The organism is Arthrobacter sp. V1I9 (genome assembly GCF_030817075.1).
Taxonomy (GTDB): Bacteria; Actinomycetota; Actinomycetes; order Actinomycetales; family Micrococcaceae; genus Arthrobacter.
In genome coordinates this window covers 1,663,844-1,682,361 of sequence record NZ_JAUSYU010000001.1, presented here as the reverse complement: position 1 = coordinate 1,682,361, position 18,518 = coordinate 1,663,844, and the positions used below count along the sequence as shown (strand labels likewise).

General features: G+C 65.5%; 16 protein-coding genes and 2 tRNA genes. 4 read left to right on the top strand and 14 right to left on the bottom strand.

Annotated features, from left to right (window positions below; genetic code table 11):
• Window positions 1-71 precede the first annotated feature (71 nt).
• Genes QFZ70_RS08035 through QFZ70_RS08025 form a run of 3 tightly spaced genes read right to left on the bottom strand, consistent with a single transcriptional unit; the run spans window position 72 to window position 3,588 of the window.
• Window positions 72-1,469, bottom strand: a complete 1,398-nt coding sequence (locus QFZ70_RS08035) for a class I SAM-dependent methyltransferase (protein WP_307094853.1) — start codon at window positions 1,467-1,469, stop codon at window positions 72-74.
• A complete protein-coding gene (locus tag QFZ70_RS08030; protein ID WP_307094852.1) occupies window positions 1,466-2,191 on the bottom strand; it encodes a DUF1365 domain-containing protein in 726 nt (241 codons plus the stop codon). The genes QFZ70_RS08035 and QFZ70_RS08030 overlap by 4 nt, the downstream gene beginning before the upstream one ends.
• Window positions 2,188-3,588 carry an NAD(P)/FAD-dependent oxidoreductase gene (locus tag QFZ70_RS08025; RefSeq protein ID WP_307094851.1) on the bottom strand — a complete coding sequence of 467 codons (1,401 nt, stop codon included), beginning with the start codon at window positions 3,586-3,588 and terminating at the stop codon, window positions 2,188-2,190. The genes QFZ70_RS08030 and QFZ70_RS08025 overlap by 4 nt, the downstream gene beginning before the upstream one ends.
• A gap of 146 nt (window positions 3,589-3,734) precedes the next feature.
• On the opposite strand from QFZ70_RS08025, the gene QFZ70_RS08020 reads away from it, so the two are divergent.
• Both QFZ70_RS08020 and QFZ70_RS08015 read left to right on the top strand, forming a co-directional pair.
• Window positions 3,735-4,652, top strand: a complete 918-nt coding sequence (locus QFZ70_RS08020; RefSeq protein WP_307094850.1) for a LysR family transcriptional regulator — start codon at window positions 3,735-3,737, stop codon at window positions 4,650-4,652.
• Window positions 4,653-4,697: 45 nt separating this feature from the next.
• A complete protein-coding gene (locus QFZ70_RS08015) occupies window positions 4,698-5,201 on the top strand; it encodes a DUF2004 domain-containing protein (protein ID WP_307094849.1) in 504 nt (167 codons plus the stop codon).
• Between the two features lie 71 nt (window positions 5,202-5,272).
• On the opposite strand, the gene metE is transcribed toward QFZ70_RS08015, so the two are convergent.
• Together metE and QFZ70_RS08005 are read right to left on the bottom strand one after the other, a co-directional pair.
• The gene (gene metE / locus QFZ70_RS08010; protein WP_307094848.1) at window positions 5,273-7,603 is read right to left on the bottom strand and encodes a 5-methyltetrahydropteroyltriglutamate--homocysteine S-methyltransferase; all 2,331 of its coding nucleotides are present in this window, start codon (window positions 7,601-7,603) and stop codon (window positions 5,273-5,275) included.
• 57 nt (window positions 7,604-7,660) lie between these two features.
• Window positions 7,661-8,626 carry a methylenetetrahydrofolate reductase gene (locus QFZ70_RS08005; RefSeq protein WP_307094847.1) on the bottom strand — a complete coding sequence of 322 codons (966 nt, stop codon included), beginning with the start codon at window positions 8,624-8,626 and terminating at the stop codon, window positions 7,661-7,663.
• Between the two features lie 407 nt (window positions 8,627-9,033).
• On the opposite strand from QFZ70_RS08005, the gene QFZ70_RS08000 reads away from it, so the two are divergent.
• Window positions 9,034-9,237, top strand: a complete 204-nt coding sequence (locus QFZ70_RS08000; protein ID WP_307094846.1) for a hypothetical protein — start codon at window positions 9,034-9,036, stop codon at window positions 9,235-9,237.
• Window positions 9,238-9,280: 43 nt separating this feature from the next.
• On the opposite strand, the gene QFZ70_RS07995 is transcribed toward QFZ70_RS08000, so the two are convergent.
• The 6 genes from QFZ70_RS07995 to QFZ70_RS07970 all read right to left on the bottom strand — a co-directional run bounded on the left by QFZ70_RS07995 (window position 9,281) and on the right by QFZ70_RS07970 (window position 16,187).
• Entirely contained in the window at window positions 9,281-10,162 is an 882-nt protein-coding gene (locus tag QFZ70_RS07995; protein WP_307094845.1) for a carbohydrate ABC transporter permease, read from the bottom strand.
• Window positions 10,159-11,040: a carbohydrate ABC transporter permease gene (locus QFZ70_RS07990; RefSeq protein WP_307094844.1), complete on the bottom strand. Its 882-nt coding sequence runs from the start codon at window positions 11,038-11,040 to the stop codon at window positions 10,159-10,161. Before QFZ70_RS07990 ends, QFZ70_RS07995 begins: the two co-directional genes overlap by 4 nt.
• Window positions 11,041-11,043: 3 nt before the next feature.
• Complete coding sequence (locus QFZ70_RS07985; protein WP_307094843.1) at window positions 11,044-12,396, bottom strand: extracellular solute-binding protein; 1,353 nt, start codon at window positions 12,394-12,396, stop codon at window positions 11,044-11,046.
• Between the two features lie 107 nt (window positions 12,397-12,503).
• Window positions 12,504-13,706 carry an ROK family transcriptional regulator gene (locus QFZ70_RS07980; RefSeq protein ID WP_307097829.1) on the bottom strand — a complete coding sequence of 401 codons (1,203 nt, stop codon included), beginning with the start codon at window positions 13,704-13,706 and terminating at the stop codon, window positions 12,504-12,506.
• Between the two features lie 193 nt (window positions 13,707-13,899).
• Window positions 13,900-15,054: a class I SAM-dependent methyltransferase gene (locus QFZ70_RS07975; protein WP_307094842.1), complete on the bottom strand. Its 1,155-nt coding sequence runs from the start codon at window positions 15,052-15,054 to the stop codon at window positions 13,900-13,902.
• A 50-nt stretch (window positions 15,055-15,104) separates the two neighbouring features.
• Window positions 15,105-16,187 carry an FAD-dependent oxidoreductase gene (locus QFZ70_RS07970; protein WP_307094841.1) on the bottom strand — a complete coding sequence of 361 codons (1,083 nt, stop codon included), beginning with the start codon at window positions 16,185-16,187 and terminating at the stop codon, window positions 15,105-15,107.
• 66 nt (window positions 16,188-16,253) lie between these two features.
• On the opposite strand from QFZ70_RS07970, the gene QFZ70_RS07965 reads away from it, so the two are divergent.
• Entirely contained in the window at window positions 16,254-17,570 is a 1,317-nt protein-coding gene (locus QFZ70_RS07965) for a class I SAM-dependent methyltransferase (RefSeq protein WP_307094840.1), read from the top strand.
• Window positions 17,571-17,657: 87 nt separating this feature from the next.
• Here QFZ70_RS07965 and QFZ70_RS07960 read toward each other — a convergent pair.
• The 3 genes from QFZ70_RS07960 to rsfS all read right to left on the bottom strand — a co-directional run bounded on the left by QFZ70_RS07960 (window position 17,658) and on the right by rsfS (window position 18,503).
• Window positions 17,658-17,730 (bottom strand) — tRNA-Ala (locus QFZ70_RS07960).
• A gap of 183 nt (window positions 17,731-17,913) precedes the next feature.
• Window positions 17,914-17,986 (bottom strand) — tRNA-Ala (locus QFZ70_RS07955).
• A gap of 115 nt (window positions 17,987-18,101) precedes the next feature.
• Window positions 18,102-18,503 (bottom strand): ribosome silencing factor, encoded by a 402-nt coding sequence (gene rsfS / locus QFZ70_RS07950; protein WP_307094839.1) that lies wholly within the window; start codon window positions 18,501-18,503, stop codon window positions 18,102-18,104.
• Window positions 18,504-18,518 lie beyond the last annotated feature (15 nt).

Below are 18,518 nucleotides of genomic sequence, written 5' to 3'. Positions count from 1 at the left end.
ATGGAAAGCAGCCTGATATTTGCGCGGGATAGTGCACAACCCGCGCGCATATGTACACATATATACCATGTCTAGAGCTGGACCTCCCGGCGGTCCAGCACAATCTGCTGCACGTCCAGGTAGCCGGACTGGAACCCGGCGCGGGAATAGCACAGGTAGAACAGCCACATCCGCTGGAACACCGCGTCGAAGCCGAGTTCCCCCACCTCGCGGGACTGCTCCAGGAACCGTTCCTCCCACAGCCGCAGGGTGGCGGCGTAGTGGTCACCCATACCCATCCGTTCCCGGACCCGCAGCGACGTGTGCTGCTGCGTCACGCCCTCGATGGCACGGACGGACGGCAGGAACCCGCCCGGGAAGATGTACTTGTGGACCCACGTGTAGGCGTTCCGGGTGGCGAGCATTCGCCCGTGCGGCATGGTGATCGCCTGGATGGCCACCTTCCCGCCGGGCGCCAGCACGCGGTCAATGGTCTGGAAGTAGATGGGCCAGTACTCGTACCCAACGGCTTCGATCATCTCGACGGATACAACGGCGTCGTACTCCCCCTCCACAGCGCGGTAGTCCTGCAGAGCCACGGTCACCTGGTCCGTATAGCCGGCAGTTGCGATCCGCTGCTGTGCGAGCGCCTGCTGCTCACTGGAGAGGGTGACGCTGTAGACAGTGGCGCCGCGTGCCGCAGCCCGGAGTGCCAGCTCGCCCCAGCCGGTGCCGATTTCCAGGAGCCGGGTCCCGGCGCCGACGCCGGCCTTATCCAGTAACCGGTCGATCTTGGCCTGCTGCGCTTCGGCGAGGGCTTCCCAGCCAACAGCAGAAAGCGGTCCGGCTTTGAGCGGAAACAATGCGGACGAGTAGCTCATGCTGGAGTCAAGGAAGGTGGAAAACAGATCATTGGACAGGTCGTAGTGCCGCGAGATGTTGCTGCGGGTGTTCTGTTCAGCGTTCAGTTCCTGCCGCGGCGTGCGCGGCAGGTACCAGCCGCGCAACGCCTGCAGCGGCGCTGGAATCAATGTACCTACCGAGGCGGCAAAGACCTCCAGGACGCCCGCGAGATCGCTGGCCTCCCAGTCCCCGGCCATAAACGACTCGCCCAGCCCGATCAGTCCGTTGTCGCCGATCCGCGCTTCAAACGCCTCCGGCCGGACCATCATCATCACGGGGGCATCCGGGCCGCCGGCGCCCAGGACCGTACTGTCCGGGTACTCAACACGCAGGGGCAGCCGCTTTACTGCCCCCTTGAACAGCAGTCCCGCGGCCTTGCCAGCCACTGCCGCTTTAGCGCCCGACGGCGGCCGGGCAACTTCCGGCCAAACGTCCGGATCGATAATGGCGGGCGACGCCGGCGTGCCAGTTGCGCTCCAGGCTGCGGCGTAGTGCGCGGCGGCTTCTTGCAGCTCGCCTGCAGCTTTGTCTCTGGCCTTGTTCCTGACAGTCATCGCAGCTGCTTGGTTGTCGTCAATCATTGTCATTGAACTGCCTCCTGTGAGGGGTGGTGTGGCCTGGCGACGACGGGCAGCCGTCGGGCCCAAAGTTTGATGCCCTGTACCCGGATGAGTGCGGATACCAGGAGCGGTGCGGCCGGTACCGCCAGGGCCGCGGCCAGGATGTTTGGAAGCGTGGCCGGCCGGCGCGTGCCGTCCATGGCGGCCACGAACGGCCGGTGGCCTTCGCGGTCCAGCACGATGGAAACCCCGAGGCGCTCCCCCGGCGCGGGCACCTTCATGCGGTACTGCCCGTCCACTTCGTTGAAGGGTGAAACATAGAACGCCTTCGGGACTGCAGCCCGCCCGGCCGGATCCGTCCGGAGAAGGTAGCAGTGGCGCTCCCCGTAGGTGTTGTGCACTTCGGCCACCACGCACTCAAGCTCGCCGGCGGACCGGTAGCACCAGAAGAGGGTCAGCGGATTGAAAACGTAGCCCAATACCCTGGCGCTGGTCAGCATGTGGATGGGGCCGCCGTCGGGCTCTATCCCCTGGGCCCGCAGGTATCGTTCCACGTTGCTGCGGATGGTGGCGTCCGGATCGCCGAGGTGGTCGCCCGCGCGGAACACGGCCAGCGGCCGCAGCAGGAACGGAAGCCGCGGGAGCCTGTCGACGTCCACGAACCAGCTGTAGCTGCGGTACGTAAATGCGTTCTTCAACGGTGTGCGCCGCACGTGGGAAATTGACGTGCGGTAGATGGCCGCGCTCATGAAGGGTCCGTTGCGGAAAGAAGTTCCCGCTCCCCGCCGTTCGGGGACTCGAGCGGATCACCAGCTACGGCATGACGCCAGGAGCGGCCTAAAGATTCCGCCGCCCGAACGCCGGACAGTGCGCCGTCCTCATGGAAGCCCCAGCCCAGGTACGCTCCGGCGTAGGCGATGCGGCTGTCGCTGAGTCCTGCGATCGCCTGCTGCGCCTGCAGGGATTCAGGGGTGTACTGCGGGTGCTCATACACCATCCGCTCCAGCACGGCGTCGTCAGCAATCAGCTCCGACTCCCCCAGGCTCACCAGGTAAGGCCTGCCCCCAACGGAGTCCAGCCGCTGCAGCCGGCTGAGGTCGTAACTGACCAGCACCTTGTCCGGCCGGGCGTCACACGACGGCAGGCGGTAGTTCCACGACGCCTTCGCATTGCCGGCCGTAGGAAGGACCGCCGGATCCTGATGGAACACTGTGTGGTTTACCGAGTAAGGCATTCCGCCCAGCGCCTGCTTCTCAGCGGGCGTGGCATCTGCCAGTAACCCGAGTGCCTGGGCCGGGTGGGTGGCAATCACGACGGCGTCAAAGTCTTCCAGCCCGTGCTCAGTTGCGAGTTCCACGCCATCCGGCAGGCGGCGGATGGCAGTGACAGGGGTGCCGACCCGGATATCCGACAGGGTGGCTGCAAGTTTCTCCACGTAGCGGGCGGAACCGCCGGTGACGGTCCGCCACTGCGGGGAGCCCTTCACGCCCAGCATCCCGTGATGATCCAGGAAGGTGAAGAGGTAGCGTGCCGGATAGGCCAGCGCAGTGATGGGGTCGCAGGACCAGACGGCACTGACTACCGGGGTCATGAAATGCGAGATGAAGTACGGGCTGAAGTTTTCCCGTTCCAGGAACTTGCCGAGCGTCAGCTCAGGCGGGGCGGCGTCCGGGCTGGCCGCTGAAAAGGGTGCAGTGCTCAGGAGGGCCCGTGCCTTGCGGTAGAAGCGGGTGACCTCGAGCAGCATCAGCAGATAGCGGCCCCGCAGCAGGCTGGACGGGCGGGCAATAATTCCGCGGCCGCCTTCGCGCGCCCCTGCATACTCCAGCCCGCAGCCATCGCACCGGACGGACATGCTCATTTCCGAGTCCTGGGTCTCCACCCCCAGCTCGGTAAACAGCCGCAGCAGGGTGGGGTAGGTCCGCTCGTTGTGGACGATGAAGCCGGTATCGACGCCGATAGCCGTCCCGTCCGGTTGCGGAATGTGGTGCGTTTGGGCATGCCCGCCCAGCCGGGCGTCTGCCTCAAACAGGGTGACGTTATCCTGCCGGTTGAGGACGTAGGCTGCCGTTAGACCGGCCACGCCGCTGCCGACGACGGCAACCCGCCGTCTTTCGCCTCTGTTTACTGCTGGGTCAGGTGACAATTTATGCTCCTCTGCTGAACATTTGCCAAGGGTGGGTATACAGAGGGCAATTCGGGGCAGCAGTAGCAGCGGATGGGTCCCGGCCCGGCAGCCTCTTCGGTGCTGGACGGCTTCTTGAGCGCTGGGCGGCGGAGTACTGTGGGCAGGTGGTAAATCCGGTACACCTGAAGACCCTTCTGGAGGTCACGCGGCTGGGCTCATTCGCGGCCGCCGCGTCAACGCTGGGCTACACGGCCTCGGCAGTCTCGCAACAGATGTCTGCGCTGGAACGGGACACCGGCGTGGTCCTCTTCCAACGTTCCGCGCGCAGCGTGGTGCCTACGGAAGCCGCCGTCGTGATGACCCGGCACGCTGCCAAAGTGCTCACGGACATGGAGGCACTGATGGCCGCTGCCTCCAAAACCCAGGACACGGCCAACCAGGAACTTCGGCTGGGCATTTTTCCCAGCCTGGCAACCTATGTCCTGCCCCGGATCCTGAAAAACCCGGCATGGAAGAACCTGGGCATTGACCTGAAAGTATCCGTGGCGGAACCCGGCCAAACCATCCAGGGGCTGCGTACCGGCGGTGACCTGGACCTTGCCGTGGTTTTCCAGGTGGGTCAGACCGGGTTCGCGTGGCCGAACACCATCAACCGGCAGTGGATCGGGGACGACAACTTCCGGGTAGTCCTGCCGGCCGGCTGGGGTTTCCGGTCCGACGCGAAGGTGGCAGCGGACCATCTGTCCGAAATGCCGTGGATCATGCACCACCCCGGGACCAGCGATGCCATGGTTATCGAACGCCTCTTCGCGGGTTGCAACCTGCATCCCCGCGTGGTGGCCCACAGTGACGACTTCCACGCAAGCCTCGAGATGGCCGCGGCAGGGCTCGGCGCTGCGCTGGTTCCCGAACTGGCACTGCGGCACCGGCCCGAGGGCGTAGTGGTGCTCGACGTTCCCGAGATCCGGCTGGCCCGCAACGTATTCGCGCTGCTGATCAATGACAGGAAAACCGCCCGGGTTCAGCTGTTTGTTGACCTGCTGGCAGAAACTCTCGCCGGCATGCGCACCGCGGTGAATTAGGCCCGAACGCTGGAATGCACCGCAGTTCGGGTCTATGTTGAAAGTATGAACAAGGTAGCGAGCCAGCACTTTGGAGAGATCGAGCTCAACCACGGCAAGGATCACTCGATCGCCGCCAAGCATGAACTACGCGGCCATCCGCTGGAAATCGACCTGAACGTCACCGCCCATGACCACTTCGACGAGGCAGCCCTGCGCAAGGTGGACTACCGTTTGCGTTTCCTGCCCGAGCTTGTCGATGAGGTGCGGGACATGATCGCCGAGGAGCTGGAGCAGGAAGGAACCAGCCCCCAGGAGTACCTCCACTTCCACTGCAACGCCCTCAAGGACGAGCACCTGCAGAAGGTTTTCGGCGTAACGGAGCGCAGCCAGCTCACCAATGCGGTGTTCCTGAAGGCACTGAAGCTTGGCCATGTGGGGATCTACCCCGGCCAGCCTGAGCGCTACTTCGTCATGGACTTCACCCTGGGCGAGCATTTCACCGACGAAGTCCTGGTGGCGTCAGCCGACGAGGACGGCGTGGTGGACGACGAGATCGTCTGGTCCTGAACCGCTGATTAAATACTCGACGCCGGCCGGTCACCTCAGGTGACCGGCCGGCGTCGTAATTTATGCAGTTCTTACTCGGCGGTTGCCAGCAGGCTGGCGCGGACCGTTTTAGTGGCCTCCACCAGGTTCCGCAAGGACTCCTCGGTCTCGGTGTAGCCGCGGGTCTTCAGGCCGCAGTCCGGGTTCACCCAAAGCTGGCGGGTGGGCACGTGCTTGACGGCGGCGCTCAGGAGCTCGGTGACCTCCCCGGCGCCGGGAACGCGCGGCGAGTGGATGTCGTAAACGCCTGGGCCAACGCCGCGGCCGAAGCCGTGGGCCTCAAGGTCATGCACCACCTCCATGCGGGACCGCGCGGCCTCGATGGAGGTGACGTCTGCGTCCAGGCCGTCGATGGCGTCGATGATCACTCCGAACTCCGAGTAGCAGAGGTGGGTGTGGATCTGGGTGGCATCTGCCGCACCGGCGGTGGCCAGCCGGAATGAGTCCACGGACCACTTCAGGTAGTCGGCGTGCGCGGTCTTGCGGAGCGGCAGGAGTTCGCGCAGTGCGGGCTCGTCCACCTGGATGACCTTGATGCCGGCGGCTTCAAGGTCGGCGATTTCGTCGCGCAGCGCGAGGCCAACCTGGTTGGCGGTCTCGCCCAGCGGCTGGTCGTCGCGGACGAAGGACCACGCCAGGATGGTGACCGGACCGGTGAGCATACCCTTCATCGGCTTGCTGGTGAGGGACTGTGCGTACTTGGCCCACTCCACCGTGATGGGGGCGCTGCGGGCGACGTCGCCCCACAGGATGGACGGGCGGGTGCAGCGTGAGCCATAGGACTGGACCCAGCCATGGACTGTGACGTCGAAACCTTCGAGGTTCTCGGCGAAGTACTGCACCATGTCGTTGCGCTCGGGCTCGCCGTGCACCAGGACGTCGTAGCCGAGCTCTTCCTGCAGGTCCACAACGCGCTTGATCTCGTCCTTCATGAGCTTTTCGTACTGCTCGTTGGTGAGATCGCCCTTGTTGTTGCGGGCGCGGGCCGAACGGATCTCCGGGGTCTGCGGGAAGGAACCGATGGTGGTGGTGGGCAGCGGCGGAAGGTGCAGTGCTTCTTCCTGGGCGGCTTCGCGGACCGCGTATTCGGAGCGGCTGAAGTCAGCGGCAGTCAGGGCCCCGGTGCGGGCACGGACGTCTGAACGGCGTACACCTTCGGCGGTGGCGCGGGAGGCGATCACTGCGGTTGCTTCGTCGATGGCTGCTTTGGCCGAGGCCGGGTCGGCCAGGTAGGACGCGAGGGTCTTGACCTCAGCGGCCTTCTGGTCGGAGAAAGCCAGCCAGCTGCGGAGCTGGTCGGAGAGCTGCGTCTCCTCGGCGGCGTCGTGCGGGACGTGCTGGGTGGAGGTGGATGTGGAGACGGCGAGCCTGCCGGCTGCGGCCTTGAGTTCCTCCAGCTTTGCGGCGGACGCGGCGAGGTCGTTGCGCCAGATGTTGTGGCCGTCAACCACACCGGCAACCAGGGTCTTGTTGCCCAGGCCGGCGAGTGCCGCGGCGGAAGGAACTGCGCCCTTGAAGACGTCAATGTGCAGGGCGTCGATGTTGGTGGCTGCGAGCGTGCCGAGCTGGCCGTCCAGCGAGCCGTACGGAGTGGAAACCAGGATCTGCGGGCGGTTGGCTGCAGCGGTGAGGACCTCGTAGGCGCGGGCAACGGCTGCTTCGATTTCTGCGGAAGGGGTGTCCTGGTCCACCACCAGGCCGGGCTCGTCGAGCTGGACCCAGCTGGCGCCGGCGGCGGCAAGCTTCTCGAGCAGCTGGACGTAGACGGGCAGGATGTCCTCGAGGCGTGACAGCGGAGCGAAGCCTTCCGGGGCGCCGTCGGAAGCCTTGGACAGCAGCAGGTAGGTGACCGGGCCAACGATGTACGGGCGGGTCTCGATGCCGTTGGCCAGGGCGAAGGCGAACTCGTCAACCTTGGCCGTGGAGGCGAGGGTGAACTCGGTCTCCGGGCCGATCTCCGGCACCAGGTAGTGGTAGTTGGTATCGAACCACTTGGTCATTTCCAGCGGCTGCTGTTCCTTGGTGCCGCGGGCAAGCGTGAAGTAGCCGTCGACGTCGAGCTGTCCCTCTGCGTTGAGGAGCTTGCCGAAGCGGGCCGGGACTGCGCCGAGGTGCGCGGTGGTGTCCAGGACCTGGTCGTAGTAGGAGAAGGTGCCGGGCACGGCGGCGGCTTCGGCCAGGCCGAGTTCCTGCAGGCGCCTGGCGGTGGTCAGCTGGATGTCCTTGGCGGCGGCGTCCAGGGCGGCGGCGTCGATCTTGCCGGCCCAGTAGGCCTCGACGGCCTTCTTGAGCTCGCGGCGGCGGCCGATGCGGGGGTAGCCGAGGACTGAAGCTGACGGGAAGGGGGTGTTGTTTTTAGGCATGACAATTCCTAGGTGTGTGGGCCGTAGTGTCTACGGCGGTGAGGATGGAAGAGGTGTTCAGCTGGCGAGCTGGCGGCTGGCGGCCGTTGCCTGGCGGATGCCGGAACGGCTGCGCCGCGGAAGGGCCAGCTTGTCCAGCACCTCCAGCGCGCTTTGGTGCTCGTTGAAGGTGTAGATGTGGATGCCGGGGGCGCCGGCGTCCAGTGCTGCCCTGGCCAGGTCAACGGTGGCGCTGACGCCGATGTGGAGGCGTTCGAGGTCGGTGTCTGCCGCGGCGAGGCGCGCCATCAGTTCCGGAGCCGGTTCCACGCCTGCGAGTTGGCCCAGCCGGTTCAGGCGGCGGAGGCTGGTGAACGGCATAACGCCGGGGATGATGGGGATGGTGACCCCTGCACGGCGGGCCCTGGTGAGCAGGTCCGCGTACTGGTCGGTGTGGAAGAAGACCTGGGTGATGGCGAAATCGGCGCCGGAACGCTGCTTGGCCAGCAGCACCTCGACGTCGTGCTCCTCGCTGGGTGATTCCGGATGCCGGGTGGGATACGCCGCAACGCCCACCGCGATCTTTCCGGCGCACAGCAGTGCCGACCGGCGCTGCTCCACGCGGCGGATGAGTTCGATCAGGTCCTGGGCGTAGCGCAGCGAGCCTGCAGCAGGTTCACCGCCGTCCTGGGGAAGGTCACCGCGCAGAGCGAGGATGCCCCGCACGCCGGTATCCAGCAGCTCGCCGATGATCCCTGCCAGTTCCTGCGGGGTGTTGCCCACGCAGGTCAGGTGGGCCAACGGCCGGAGGGTGGTCTCCAGCAGGAGCCGGTTGATGAGTTCGACGGCGGTGTCCCGGTTGGAGCCGCTGGCACCATAGGTGACCGAGACGTAGTCCGGCTCGGTGCTTTCCAGTTCGCGGATGGTAGTCCACAGCGTTTCCGCGGCTTTCGGCGACCGTGGCGGGAACAGCTCGTAGGAGAGCGCCACCGGGGCGGCGTCGGAGAGGTTCGGATGTGTGTCAATAAGGCTGGGTGGCGACATTTGCGTCCTTGGCTTTGGGCCATTGAGGGCTGCCTGTCAGTTGTGACAGGACACCGGCAATGAATTTGAGTTTGGGGAACACGGAAGAACTCCACAAGGACGCAGCCGCGACTGTTACGCCTGGAATGAAGTTGTCCGTGAGCAAATGTCAGGCCCACATGGGGGCACCCACACCCTCCGCATCGGAGGATCGCTGACACGTTACCGCGGTAACTTGTATAGAACTCTAGGAGCGGCCGAAGAAGCATTCAAGTTCCCCGCCGAATTAAGACGCAGTCTTACGACTTGTTTCGTTGCTGCGCAGAACATTGTTCGCCCGGTTGAGTGGTCCTGCCCACTGTTTTGGCGTCAAAGCTCCGCGGGTGTACCCCTCCCCACCGGGCCTCCGCGGGTCTATCCTTTTTGACATGAGCGAGCTTCCAGCCAGTTACAAGGAGTTTCTCGCCGACAAAAGCGAGATGTTCATCAACACTGTTAAGCCTGTCCTTCAGCAATCAGCTGCGGACAAGCTGCACGGCGTCCGTGATGTTTACAACCCCGGCTCCACCGGCCACCAGGCCCACCTCGATGACAGCCTCCCCTACGGCGTGATCTTCGAGGACATCGACTGACAGGTCACGGGACCGGACGGGTTGCCTGCACGGTTGCGCCACTTCAGCCCCTCACCGCGCCCGAGAGGGCGAATGAGCTTCCGGCACCCCTGGCCACGATGACGTACAGGGCCAGGACCGGCAGTGAGTACAGGATGGAGAATGCGGCCAGCTGGCCGTAGGCAACTGCCCCGTGCTGTCCGAAGAAGCTGAAGATGGACACGGCAGCGGGCTGGTTGGCCTCGGACAGGAGCAGCACGAACGGGACAAAGAAGTTGCCCCAGGCCTGGATGAACACAAAGATGAACACCACGCCCAGGCCCTGGCGCATGAGCGGCAGGACGATGGTGCGCAGCGCGGTCATCCTTGACGCCCCGTCCACCCAGGCAGCCTCCTCGAGGGACAGCGGCACGCCGTCCATGAAGCTCTTGGTCATCCAGATGGCCATGGGCAGGGTGGTGGTGGCCATAAAGAAGATGGTGGCCGGCATCGAGTCCAGCAGGTTGAGCTGGACGAACAATCCGTACACCGGCACCATGATGGCCGTCACGGGTAGGCAGGTGCCGAAGAGGACGGCGTACATAAACGGGCTGTTGAACCGGGACCGGTAGCGGGACAGCGGGTAGGCCGCCAGCACTGCTGCAGCGAGGGTGACCGTGGCCGTGCCGGCGGAGAGCACCAGGCTGTTCCACAGTGGCTGGAACAGCAGCCCGGGCGACATGATGGCGGCAAAGTTTTCCAGGCTGGCCTGTGCCGGAACCCTCGTTTCGTGGCTTGCCTCGGCGTCCAAGGAGGCCAGGACCAGCCAGAACAGCGGCAGCACGAAGCAGGCGCCGAGCAGCAGCAGGGACACATCTGCGGGAGTGCTGCTGCGGGACCGCCCGCGGCTCCGGCCGCGGGTTTCGACGGAAGGCACAGCCCTGGACGCCTTTACGGGCGCGGTCATGGCTTCGCCTCCCGCAGCAGCCGGATGTAGACAGCACCAAAGACGCCTCCAATGAGGATCAGCACGGTAGCAACGGCAGTCCCGTAGCCGATGTCGCCAAACTTGAACGCCTCCTGGTAAGCCAGGATGGGCAGCGTGGTGCTGGCGTTGGCCGGGCCGCCGGCGGTCATCACCCAGATCAGGGTGAAGACAGCGAGGGTCTGCAGCGTAATCAGCATCAGGTTGGTGGCGATGCTCCCCCGGATCATGGGCAGCGTAATGAAGGCAAGCCGCTGCCAGCCCCCGGCACCGTCCATCTGGGCGGCTTCGGACACTTCCGTGGGAACATCGTTCAGCGCCGCACGGTATACCAGCATGGAGAAGGCAGTGCCGCGCCAGATGTTGGCCAGCACCACCGCTGCCATGGGCCAGGAATAGAGCCAGTCCGGCTGGTCCAGCCCCAGGCCGCCCAGCAGTTGGTTAAGCGTCCCGTCGCGGCTGAAGTAGGCATAGGCGGCAAAGGCAGCAACGATCTCGGGAAGCACCCAGGCTGCGACCACCGCTGTGCCAACCACGGCAGACACCGTCCGGCGCGCACGGCGCATGAGGACGGCAAGCGCCAGCCCCAGGAGGTTCTGCCCCACGACAGCAGAACCCAAAACAAACAGCACTGTCAGCCCCAGCGACAGGGGGAACACCTGATCCACCAGCAGCCGCTGGTAGTTCTCCAACCCGATCCATTGCGGGCTGCGCGCGTTGCGGCCTGTCAGGCCGGCGTTGGTGAAGGACGCGTGGAAAGCCCACAACACAGGACCCGCGAGGAAAACCACCAGGAGCAGGACGGAAGGCAGGACGGGCAGGTAGCGCAGCAGCCCGCGTCCCCCGGTTTGGGCCGGCACCGCTTACTTCCGGACGGTGTTGTCGCCACCTACGATATCCGTCACCGCTGCGTCGTAGTCCGCTGCTGCCTGTTCGGGCTCCCGGGCGCCGGTGATCACGGCCTCCGTTGCCTCCTGAACCGCGGCCGAAATTCGAGGATAATCGGACGTTGCCGGGCGGTAGCGGGTAACGGATACGAGTTCGGAGACGTCCTTCACGAACGGGTTTCCAGCCTGGTAGCCGGAATCGTCGGCGACATCGCTGCGGACGGCGATCTGCGAGCTGTCGAGCGTGAAGGCAAGGGAATTTTCCCGGTTCATCGCCGTGCTGAGGAAGCTGAACGCGAGGTCGGGCTCCTTTGTTCCGGCACCGATGGCCAGCGTCCAGCCGCCGGACATGCTCACGGCTCCCGGGGCGCGGCCGTCCTGCGTCGGGAACGGGGCAACACCCATCTCCTGCTCATAGCCGGGCCATTCATAGCTGCCGCCGTCCTGCCAGAACGACGGCGCGTAGGAGCCTTCCACGGTGGCGCCCAGCTTTCCCTTCGGGAACCATTCGCCGAACACCTTCTTCCAAACGTTCGCATCCAGTGCCTGGGCCGGCGTCACGGCGAGCCCCTCGTCGTAGAGCGTCTTGAGGAAGGCCAGGGAGTCCTTGAAGCCGGCGGATCCCACCACCCACTTTTTGGTTTCCTCGTCGTACAGCGTGGACCCGGTTCCGTACAGCAGTTCGTAGAAGCCCTGCATGACGGTTCCTTCACCGGTTCCCTTGCCCGCGTACATGTTGAACGGGACCACCGAGGGATCGTTCGCCTTGATCTTGCGTGCGGTGTCCAGGATGTCCTGCCAGCTGCGCGGCTGCCAGGGGACGCTGATCCCGGCGGCTTCGAGGACCTTCCGGTTGTACCAGATGGCCCGGGTGTCGGTGCCCAGCGGCACCGCGTAGGTCCCGCCGTCATCCGCCCGCCCTGCCGCCTTGGCGCCGTCGTCGAATTTGGACCAGTCCTCCCAGCCCTCGAGGTGGCTGTCCAGCTTGAGGAGGTAGCCGGCGTCGACGTCGGAGCGGACCTTGAAGGTGTCCTCGTAGAAGACGTCCGGCGCGGTGGAGGGCGATCTCAGCGCGAGGGCCAGCTTGGTGCCGTAGTCGTCGTCGTTGCCCTGGATGGGCTGCAGCTCCACCGCGACCCCCGGGTTTGCGGCCTCGAACTCCTGTTTGGCCGCCTGGAACATCGTCTCAAGGGCGGTGAAGGAATCGGTCTTCTGATAGACCACCTTCAACGTCTTCGATCCGTCCTCCGGAGCAGCCGGCGTGCAGGCCGTCAGGACGATCAGTGCGGAAGCGATCAGGGACATGGTCTTCAGGGCCGGCCGACGCATGGTGCTCCATTTCCATCAATGGCTGCGGTCCCCCGTTGTCAGCGGGCCCCAGCCGCGGCAATACGCAAATGCTAGATCGGTGCCCGGCGCCAGGCAAGGCCACCGTCTCAGCTCTCCAGCAGGAGCCTTTGGGCGCGGGGCGCGAGAGTGTGTTCCAGAACCAGGGAGGCTGCGCCGATAGCCCCCACATCCTCGCCCACGCCGGTCCCCACCACCTCGATGCGGTGGATCAGCCGGGTGTCGCTGTTGGCGTCGAGCAGCGCCGGGATCTTCTCGAGGTAGCGTTCGGCAAGGCGGCTCCAGAACGGTCCGCCGAACACCACCCGCTCAACGTCCAGCGTGTTGGTCACCACGGACGCTGCCCGCGCCACCAGCAGCGCAGACTTGTCGATGATGGCCAGCGCCTGTTCATTCCCCTCGTCGGCGAGGTCGCACAGCGCGGAGAAACTCTGCTGGATTTCAGCCCCGCTGTTGCCGGACCGGGAGCCGTCCAGGATCCCGGCGGCCTCGGCCTCGGCCACGAGCACCTGCGGGATGCAGGAAGACTTCACGCAGCCGCGGAGGCCGCAGTCGCAGGGCGGCCCGTCCGGATCCACCACGATATGCCCGATTTCGCCGGCGTTGCCCGAAGTGCCCCGGACCACCTCGTCGTTCAGCACGATTCCGCACCCGATGCCGGTGCCCATGTACATAAAGATGAAGCTGCCGGCTCCGCTGGGGCCGCCGGCCCAGGTTTCCGCCACCGCGGCGCTGGTGACGTCCTTGTCCATCAGGACCGAGTAGCCGGTGGCTTCTGAGAGCGCGTTGCGCAGTTCCACCCTGTCCCAGCCCGGAAGGAGCGGCGGGTCAACCACGGTGCCGTTGTCCACGTCGATGGGGCCGGGAGCCGCCACGCCAAGGCCTGCGATCCTGTCCGTGTCCACCCCGGAATCGGCCACGAGCTGGGCGATCTCGGCCGCGATAGTGGCAATGACGGCGGCGGGATCATTTCCGCCGGGCGTCTTGATCCGCGAGTGCTGTACCACCGCGCCCACCAGATCCAGGACCACGAAGGTGGTCACCGCGGGATCGAGGTGGACGCCGACGGCGAACATGCCACCGGGGTTGAGGCGGAGAATGGTGCGAGGTTTACCGGGGCCACTGCCCTCCTTGCCTGCCTCGACAATGAGGTTCTGGTCCAGGAGGCGGCGGGAGATGTTGGAGATGGTCTGCGGCGAAAGACCGACTATCTGGGCGAGCTCCACCCTGCTGAGCCCGCCGGCCGTCCTGCGGATGGCGTCGAGGATCACCGTGAGGTTGAAGTCCCCCATCCGGGGCAGGTTGGTGCCGCGTCGTGGTGAGGATTGGCGGATCTCAGTCACGGCGTCCCCTTCGTCTCCGGCACATAGTTACTGATGTCTGAATCGTACGTTACGCATGGGCGCAGACCCATAGAAACGGCCGACGGCGCGGCGCAGCGCCGCCCGGCCGTCCCCCGTTGGCCGTGCCTCCCGCCGGGCAGGGTCACCGCGGGCCGCGGCGGGTGCTGAGGGTCACAATGAATTTGGGGTTCTGGCCTTTCACAACGGTGGGGCCGACGTGCCGCTCAAGCGCCGGCAGATAGGCAAGGTGGCGGTTGTAGACGGTCCATAGGTCGCCGCCGGGCGCCAGGACCCGCCCGGCCGCTTCTATCAGCTTCAGGCCTGCTCCCGCATGGACGCCGGCGCCCACGTGGAAGGGCGGATTAAGGAGGATCAGGTCTGCGGTCCCGTCCGGCAGGGTGCCCATGGCGTCGTCCTGGAGAGTGCTGATCTGCTCAGACAGGCCGTTCGCTTGTGCAGTTGCGCGGGCGGATGCCACGGCGGCGGCTGACTGGTCCGTGGCGGTCACTGTTGAGCCTGGATACTGCCGCGCATACATAGCTGCAAGGATTCCGGTGCCGCAGCCCAGGTCGATGGCGTGCTGCACGGGCCGCATGGCCGGCAGGAATGTCAGCAGGAACCGGGTGCCGATGTCCAGCCTGGATCCGGCAAAGACGGCACCATGGGCTGCGACGTCCAGATCGATTTCGGCCAGGTGCTCAACGACGGGAAATGGTTCCGGGGCGCCGCTCCCCTGTGGGCCGGTGGCCACGATCACCCGTGACTTCTGGCGGGCGAGCTGCGGCGTGACGGATTTGAAGTGGCGCTCCAGAACCGCGTTCATGCCGAGGGACATGTGCTTGACCCGGCCGCCGGCCAGGAGCACCACGTCCGGGGAGGCGTACCGGGCCACTGCCGCCGCAATCTCGTCGAGCTCGGCCAAGGTCTTGGGCAGCTGCAGCAGTACCGTCCCCGCATCCTCCAGGAGTTCGAGTCCGAGGGGAAGCTGGACAAATGGCAGGCCACTTTCGGCTCTGCTTCCGAATGCCTCCGCGGCATTGAGGCGGAGCGCCTGCTCGCCCGTGATGAGGTCCTGGTGCACGCGCACGGTACCGGGGTTGAGGACTGCAAGGGAACCCAGGGTCAGCGCGCCGTAGCGGTCACCGATGACCGTCAGTCTGCTTCCGGCAGACACGTGGGCGGCCGCGGAATCAAGCAGCAGGCGGTCGGTGGCATCCCAGGCCTGCAGGTTGGGTGCTTCCACGTCCGGCCGCCGCCGAAGTCCCGCAAGAACGTCCTCGAGAGTCTGTGGTGCCACCTGGTCCCTGCCGCCCTGTCCTGTTTGCAACGTTTGTCCGACTCCCGCCGTCAGCCCCAATTTACCGTCCTCGCGGTGGGCCTGATCCCCGGCAGCTTCAGAATCGCCGCTACTGCGGCGCGGCCTGCCCGGTTGGCGCCGATGGTTGACGACGACGGTCCATAGCCCACCAGATGGACCCGCGGCTCGGCTGCCACCTGGGTTCCCTCCATCGCGATCCCTCCTCCCGGTCCCCGAAGGTGCAGCGGCGCGAGGTGCTCGAGTTCCGCCCGGAAGCCGGTGGCCCACAGGATGACGTCTGCTCCCAGGAGGCGCCCGTCAGCCAGCCGGACGCCGTCGGGCTCAATCGCCGTGAACATGGGCTGCCGGTTGAGGGCACCGCGTGCTGCCGCAGCACGGAGGGCAGGTGTCCAGATGAGCCCGGTCACGGACACCACGCTTTGCGGAGGCAGGCCCTGGCGCACCCGCTCCTCCACCATGGCCACGGCGTCGTGGCCGGCCCTGGCGTCAAAGTCGGCATCCCGCCACACCGGCTCCCGCCGGGTGAACCAGCTGGTGGAGGTGACCCGCGAAATTTCGTCCAGGAGCCCGACGGCGGAGATTCCGCCGCCAACCACGATGACATGCTTTCCCGCGAACTCCGCGGCAGAAACGTAGTCGGCCACATGGAGCTGGCGGCCCCGGAACGTCGACTGCCCGGGATAGATGGGCCAGAACGGCCGGGTCCAGGTGCCGGTGGCATTGATTACCGCCGCTGCGCTCCAGTCACCCACGGAGGTGCTGACCAGCAGCCTGCCGGCAGGGTCCGTGTCTTCGCGGCTGACCGACGCTACTTTGACGGGACGCTGGACGGACAGGCCCAGTTCCTCCTCATACGTACGGAAATAGCGCGTCAGGAACTCCGAGCTCGGTTCCCTGGGGTCTACGGCGGGCTGGGCGATGCCCGGGAGGTCGCTGATGCCGTTGACGGTTGCCATCCGGAGACTCTTCCACCGGTGCCGCCATGCACCGCCTGGACCTTCCTCGGCGTCGAGCACGGTGAAGTCCAGCCCCCGGCGCTGAAGGTGATAGGCGGCGGAAAGACCGGCCTGGCCCGCGCCAATGACCACTACGTCGGCGCGGGCAGAATTCACCCACCCATGATAGTCGTGCAGGGGCTGCCTACCTTAGTCTTGGCCCAAGGACACAGGGAGGACGCCATGACCACCAGCAAAGGGAACGCCGCACGACTCGCAAAGGCCATTGCCATCGTGCTGGGCACTGATGACATCCCACTCCGTCTGCGGGCATGGGACGGCTCAGAAGCCGGGCCGGAAGAAGCACCGCTGCTGGAGTTCCGTTCCCGGCGTGCCCTGCGGCGCATACTTTGGTCGCCAGGGCAGCTGGGCCTGAGCCGGGCGTACGTTTCCGGCGACATTAACGCGCCGGGGGATGTCTTTGCTGCCTTCACCGCCTTGAGCTCGGCCGGCAAGTTTGCAGAACCGGGGCCCTTCAAGCCGCTCACCGTAGCTGAGCTCTGGACGCTGGTCCGGACTGCCGTGAGGCTGGGAGCCATCGGCCCCAACCCTGCTCCTCCACCCGAAGAAGCGCAAATCGCCCGAAAGGGCAGGCTCCATTCCCGGCGACGGGATTCCGCCGCCATCTCGCACCATTACGACGTGGGCAACGACTTCTACGAAATGGTCCTGGGCCCGTCGCTGGTGTACTCCTGCGCCGTGTGGCCAGAAGAGGAGGACGGACTGGTTCCCGATGGCCACCGGCTTGCCCGCGGCCTGGAAGCCGCGCAGGAGGCAAAGCTGGACCTGGTGTGCCGCAAGCTGGGCCTCAAGCCCGGCATGCGTGTGCTGAACGTTGGCTGTGGCTGGGGAAGCTTCGCCCTGCACGCTGCCGGAAAGTACGGCGTCACGGTAGTTGGCGTCACTTTGTCGCAGGAGCAAGCCATCATGGCACGCAAACGCGCAGCCGACGCAGGACTTACCGAAAGTGTTGACATCCGGGTGCAGGACTACCGCGATATTCAGGATGGGTCCTTTGATGCCATCAGTTCCATCGGAATGTCGGAGCACGTGGGACGCGCGGAGATGCCCCGCTACACAGCGGCGTTGTTCAACCTGCTTCGCCCCGGCGGGCGACTGCTGAACCACGCCATTTCCTGGAATGCCGGCCCCACTGCGCCGGACCCTGATTCGTTCATTCCCCGGTACGTGTTTCCCGACGGCGAGATGATCAGCCTGGGCGAGATGTCCGCCGCCCTGGAATCCGCTGGCTTCGAGATCGTGGACGTGGAGGCTTTGCGCCGACACTACGCGCTCACTCTGCGGGCATGGGTGAGCCGGCTGGAGGAACATTGGGAGCAGGCGGCAAAGCTGACCAGCCCTGGACGGGCAAGGGTGTGGCGGCTGTATATGGCGTCCAGTGCCCTGGGCTTCGAGAACGGGCTGACAGGCGTCAACCAGGTTCTTGTCCAGCGGCCCGGCGGCGACCCGCCTCCGCTGCGCAGGACTCAGTGGCTATAGACCTGTCCCCGTAACTCTTGGGTAAGCAAAAAGGAACCGTCCCGAAGGATGGTTCCTTTTGCGTCCTCCTGCGGGGAGGATGACCGGTGGAGCTGAGGGGACTCGAACCCCTGACCCCCTGCATGCCATGCAGGTGCGCTACCAGCTGCGCCACAGCCCCGGACCTTGCTGCGGTGGGAGGATGTCCCGCCGAAGCAACCTGATCAGCTTAATGCACTTTCGTGCTGTGCGCCAATCGGCGCCTTCTGCCACGGCGGTGCGGTCACTATCGTCAAACCCGGTCGCCAGGCGCAGGGACAAAACAAAAATCCGCCGGAATCTGATGATTCCGGCGGATAGTCGGTGGAGCTGAGGGGACTCGAACCCCTGACCCCCTGCATGCCATGCAGGTGCGCTACCAGCTGCGCCACAGCCCCGAATTATTGCCGCTCGATGAGCTTTTCTTTCGGGTTTCCCCGAAGCAACTCAAATATCTTAGAACAGCAATTCCGAAAATTCCAAATCGGGCATATTCGGCTTGTTCCCGCGCAATTACTCCGTCTCGGTGGAGGCAGCAGCCTTCGCCGAGGCGTCGTCGCCCAGCTGGAGGTCCACGACGGGGCAGTCCTTCCACAAACGCTCCAATGCGTAGAAGACGCGGTCCTCTTCATGCTGGACGTGGATGACGATGTCCGAGTAGTCAAGCAGGACCCAACGGCCGCCGGAACGGCCCTCGCGCCGGATCGGGCGCAAATCCTGCTTCGCCAGTTCTTCTTCGATGCCGTCGACGATGGCGTTGACTTGCCGCTCGCTGGGGGCGGAGGCGATGAGGAAAACGTCTGCCAGGGCGAGGCGTTCGCTCACGTCCAGGGCCACAATGTCCTGGGCAATCTTGTCCGCAGCTGCCTTGGCGGCGGCGCGGGCTGTGTTGAGGGATGAATCTGACGCAGTCACGGGACTCCTTGTTGG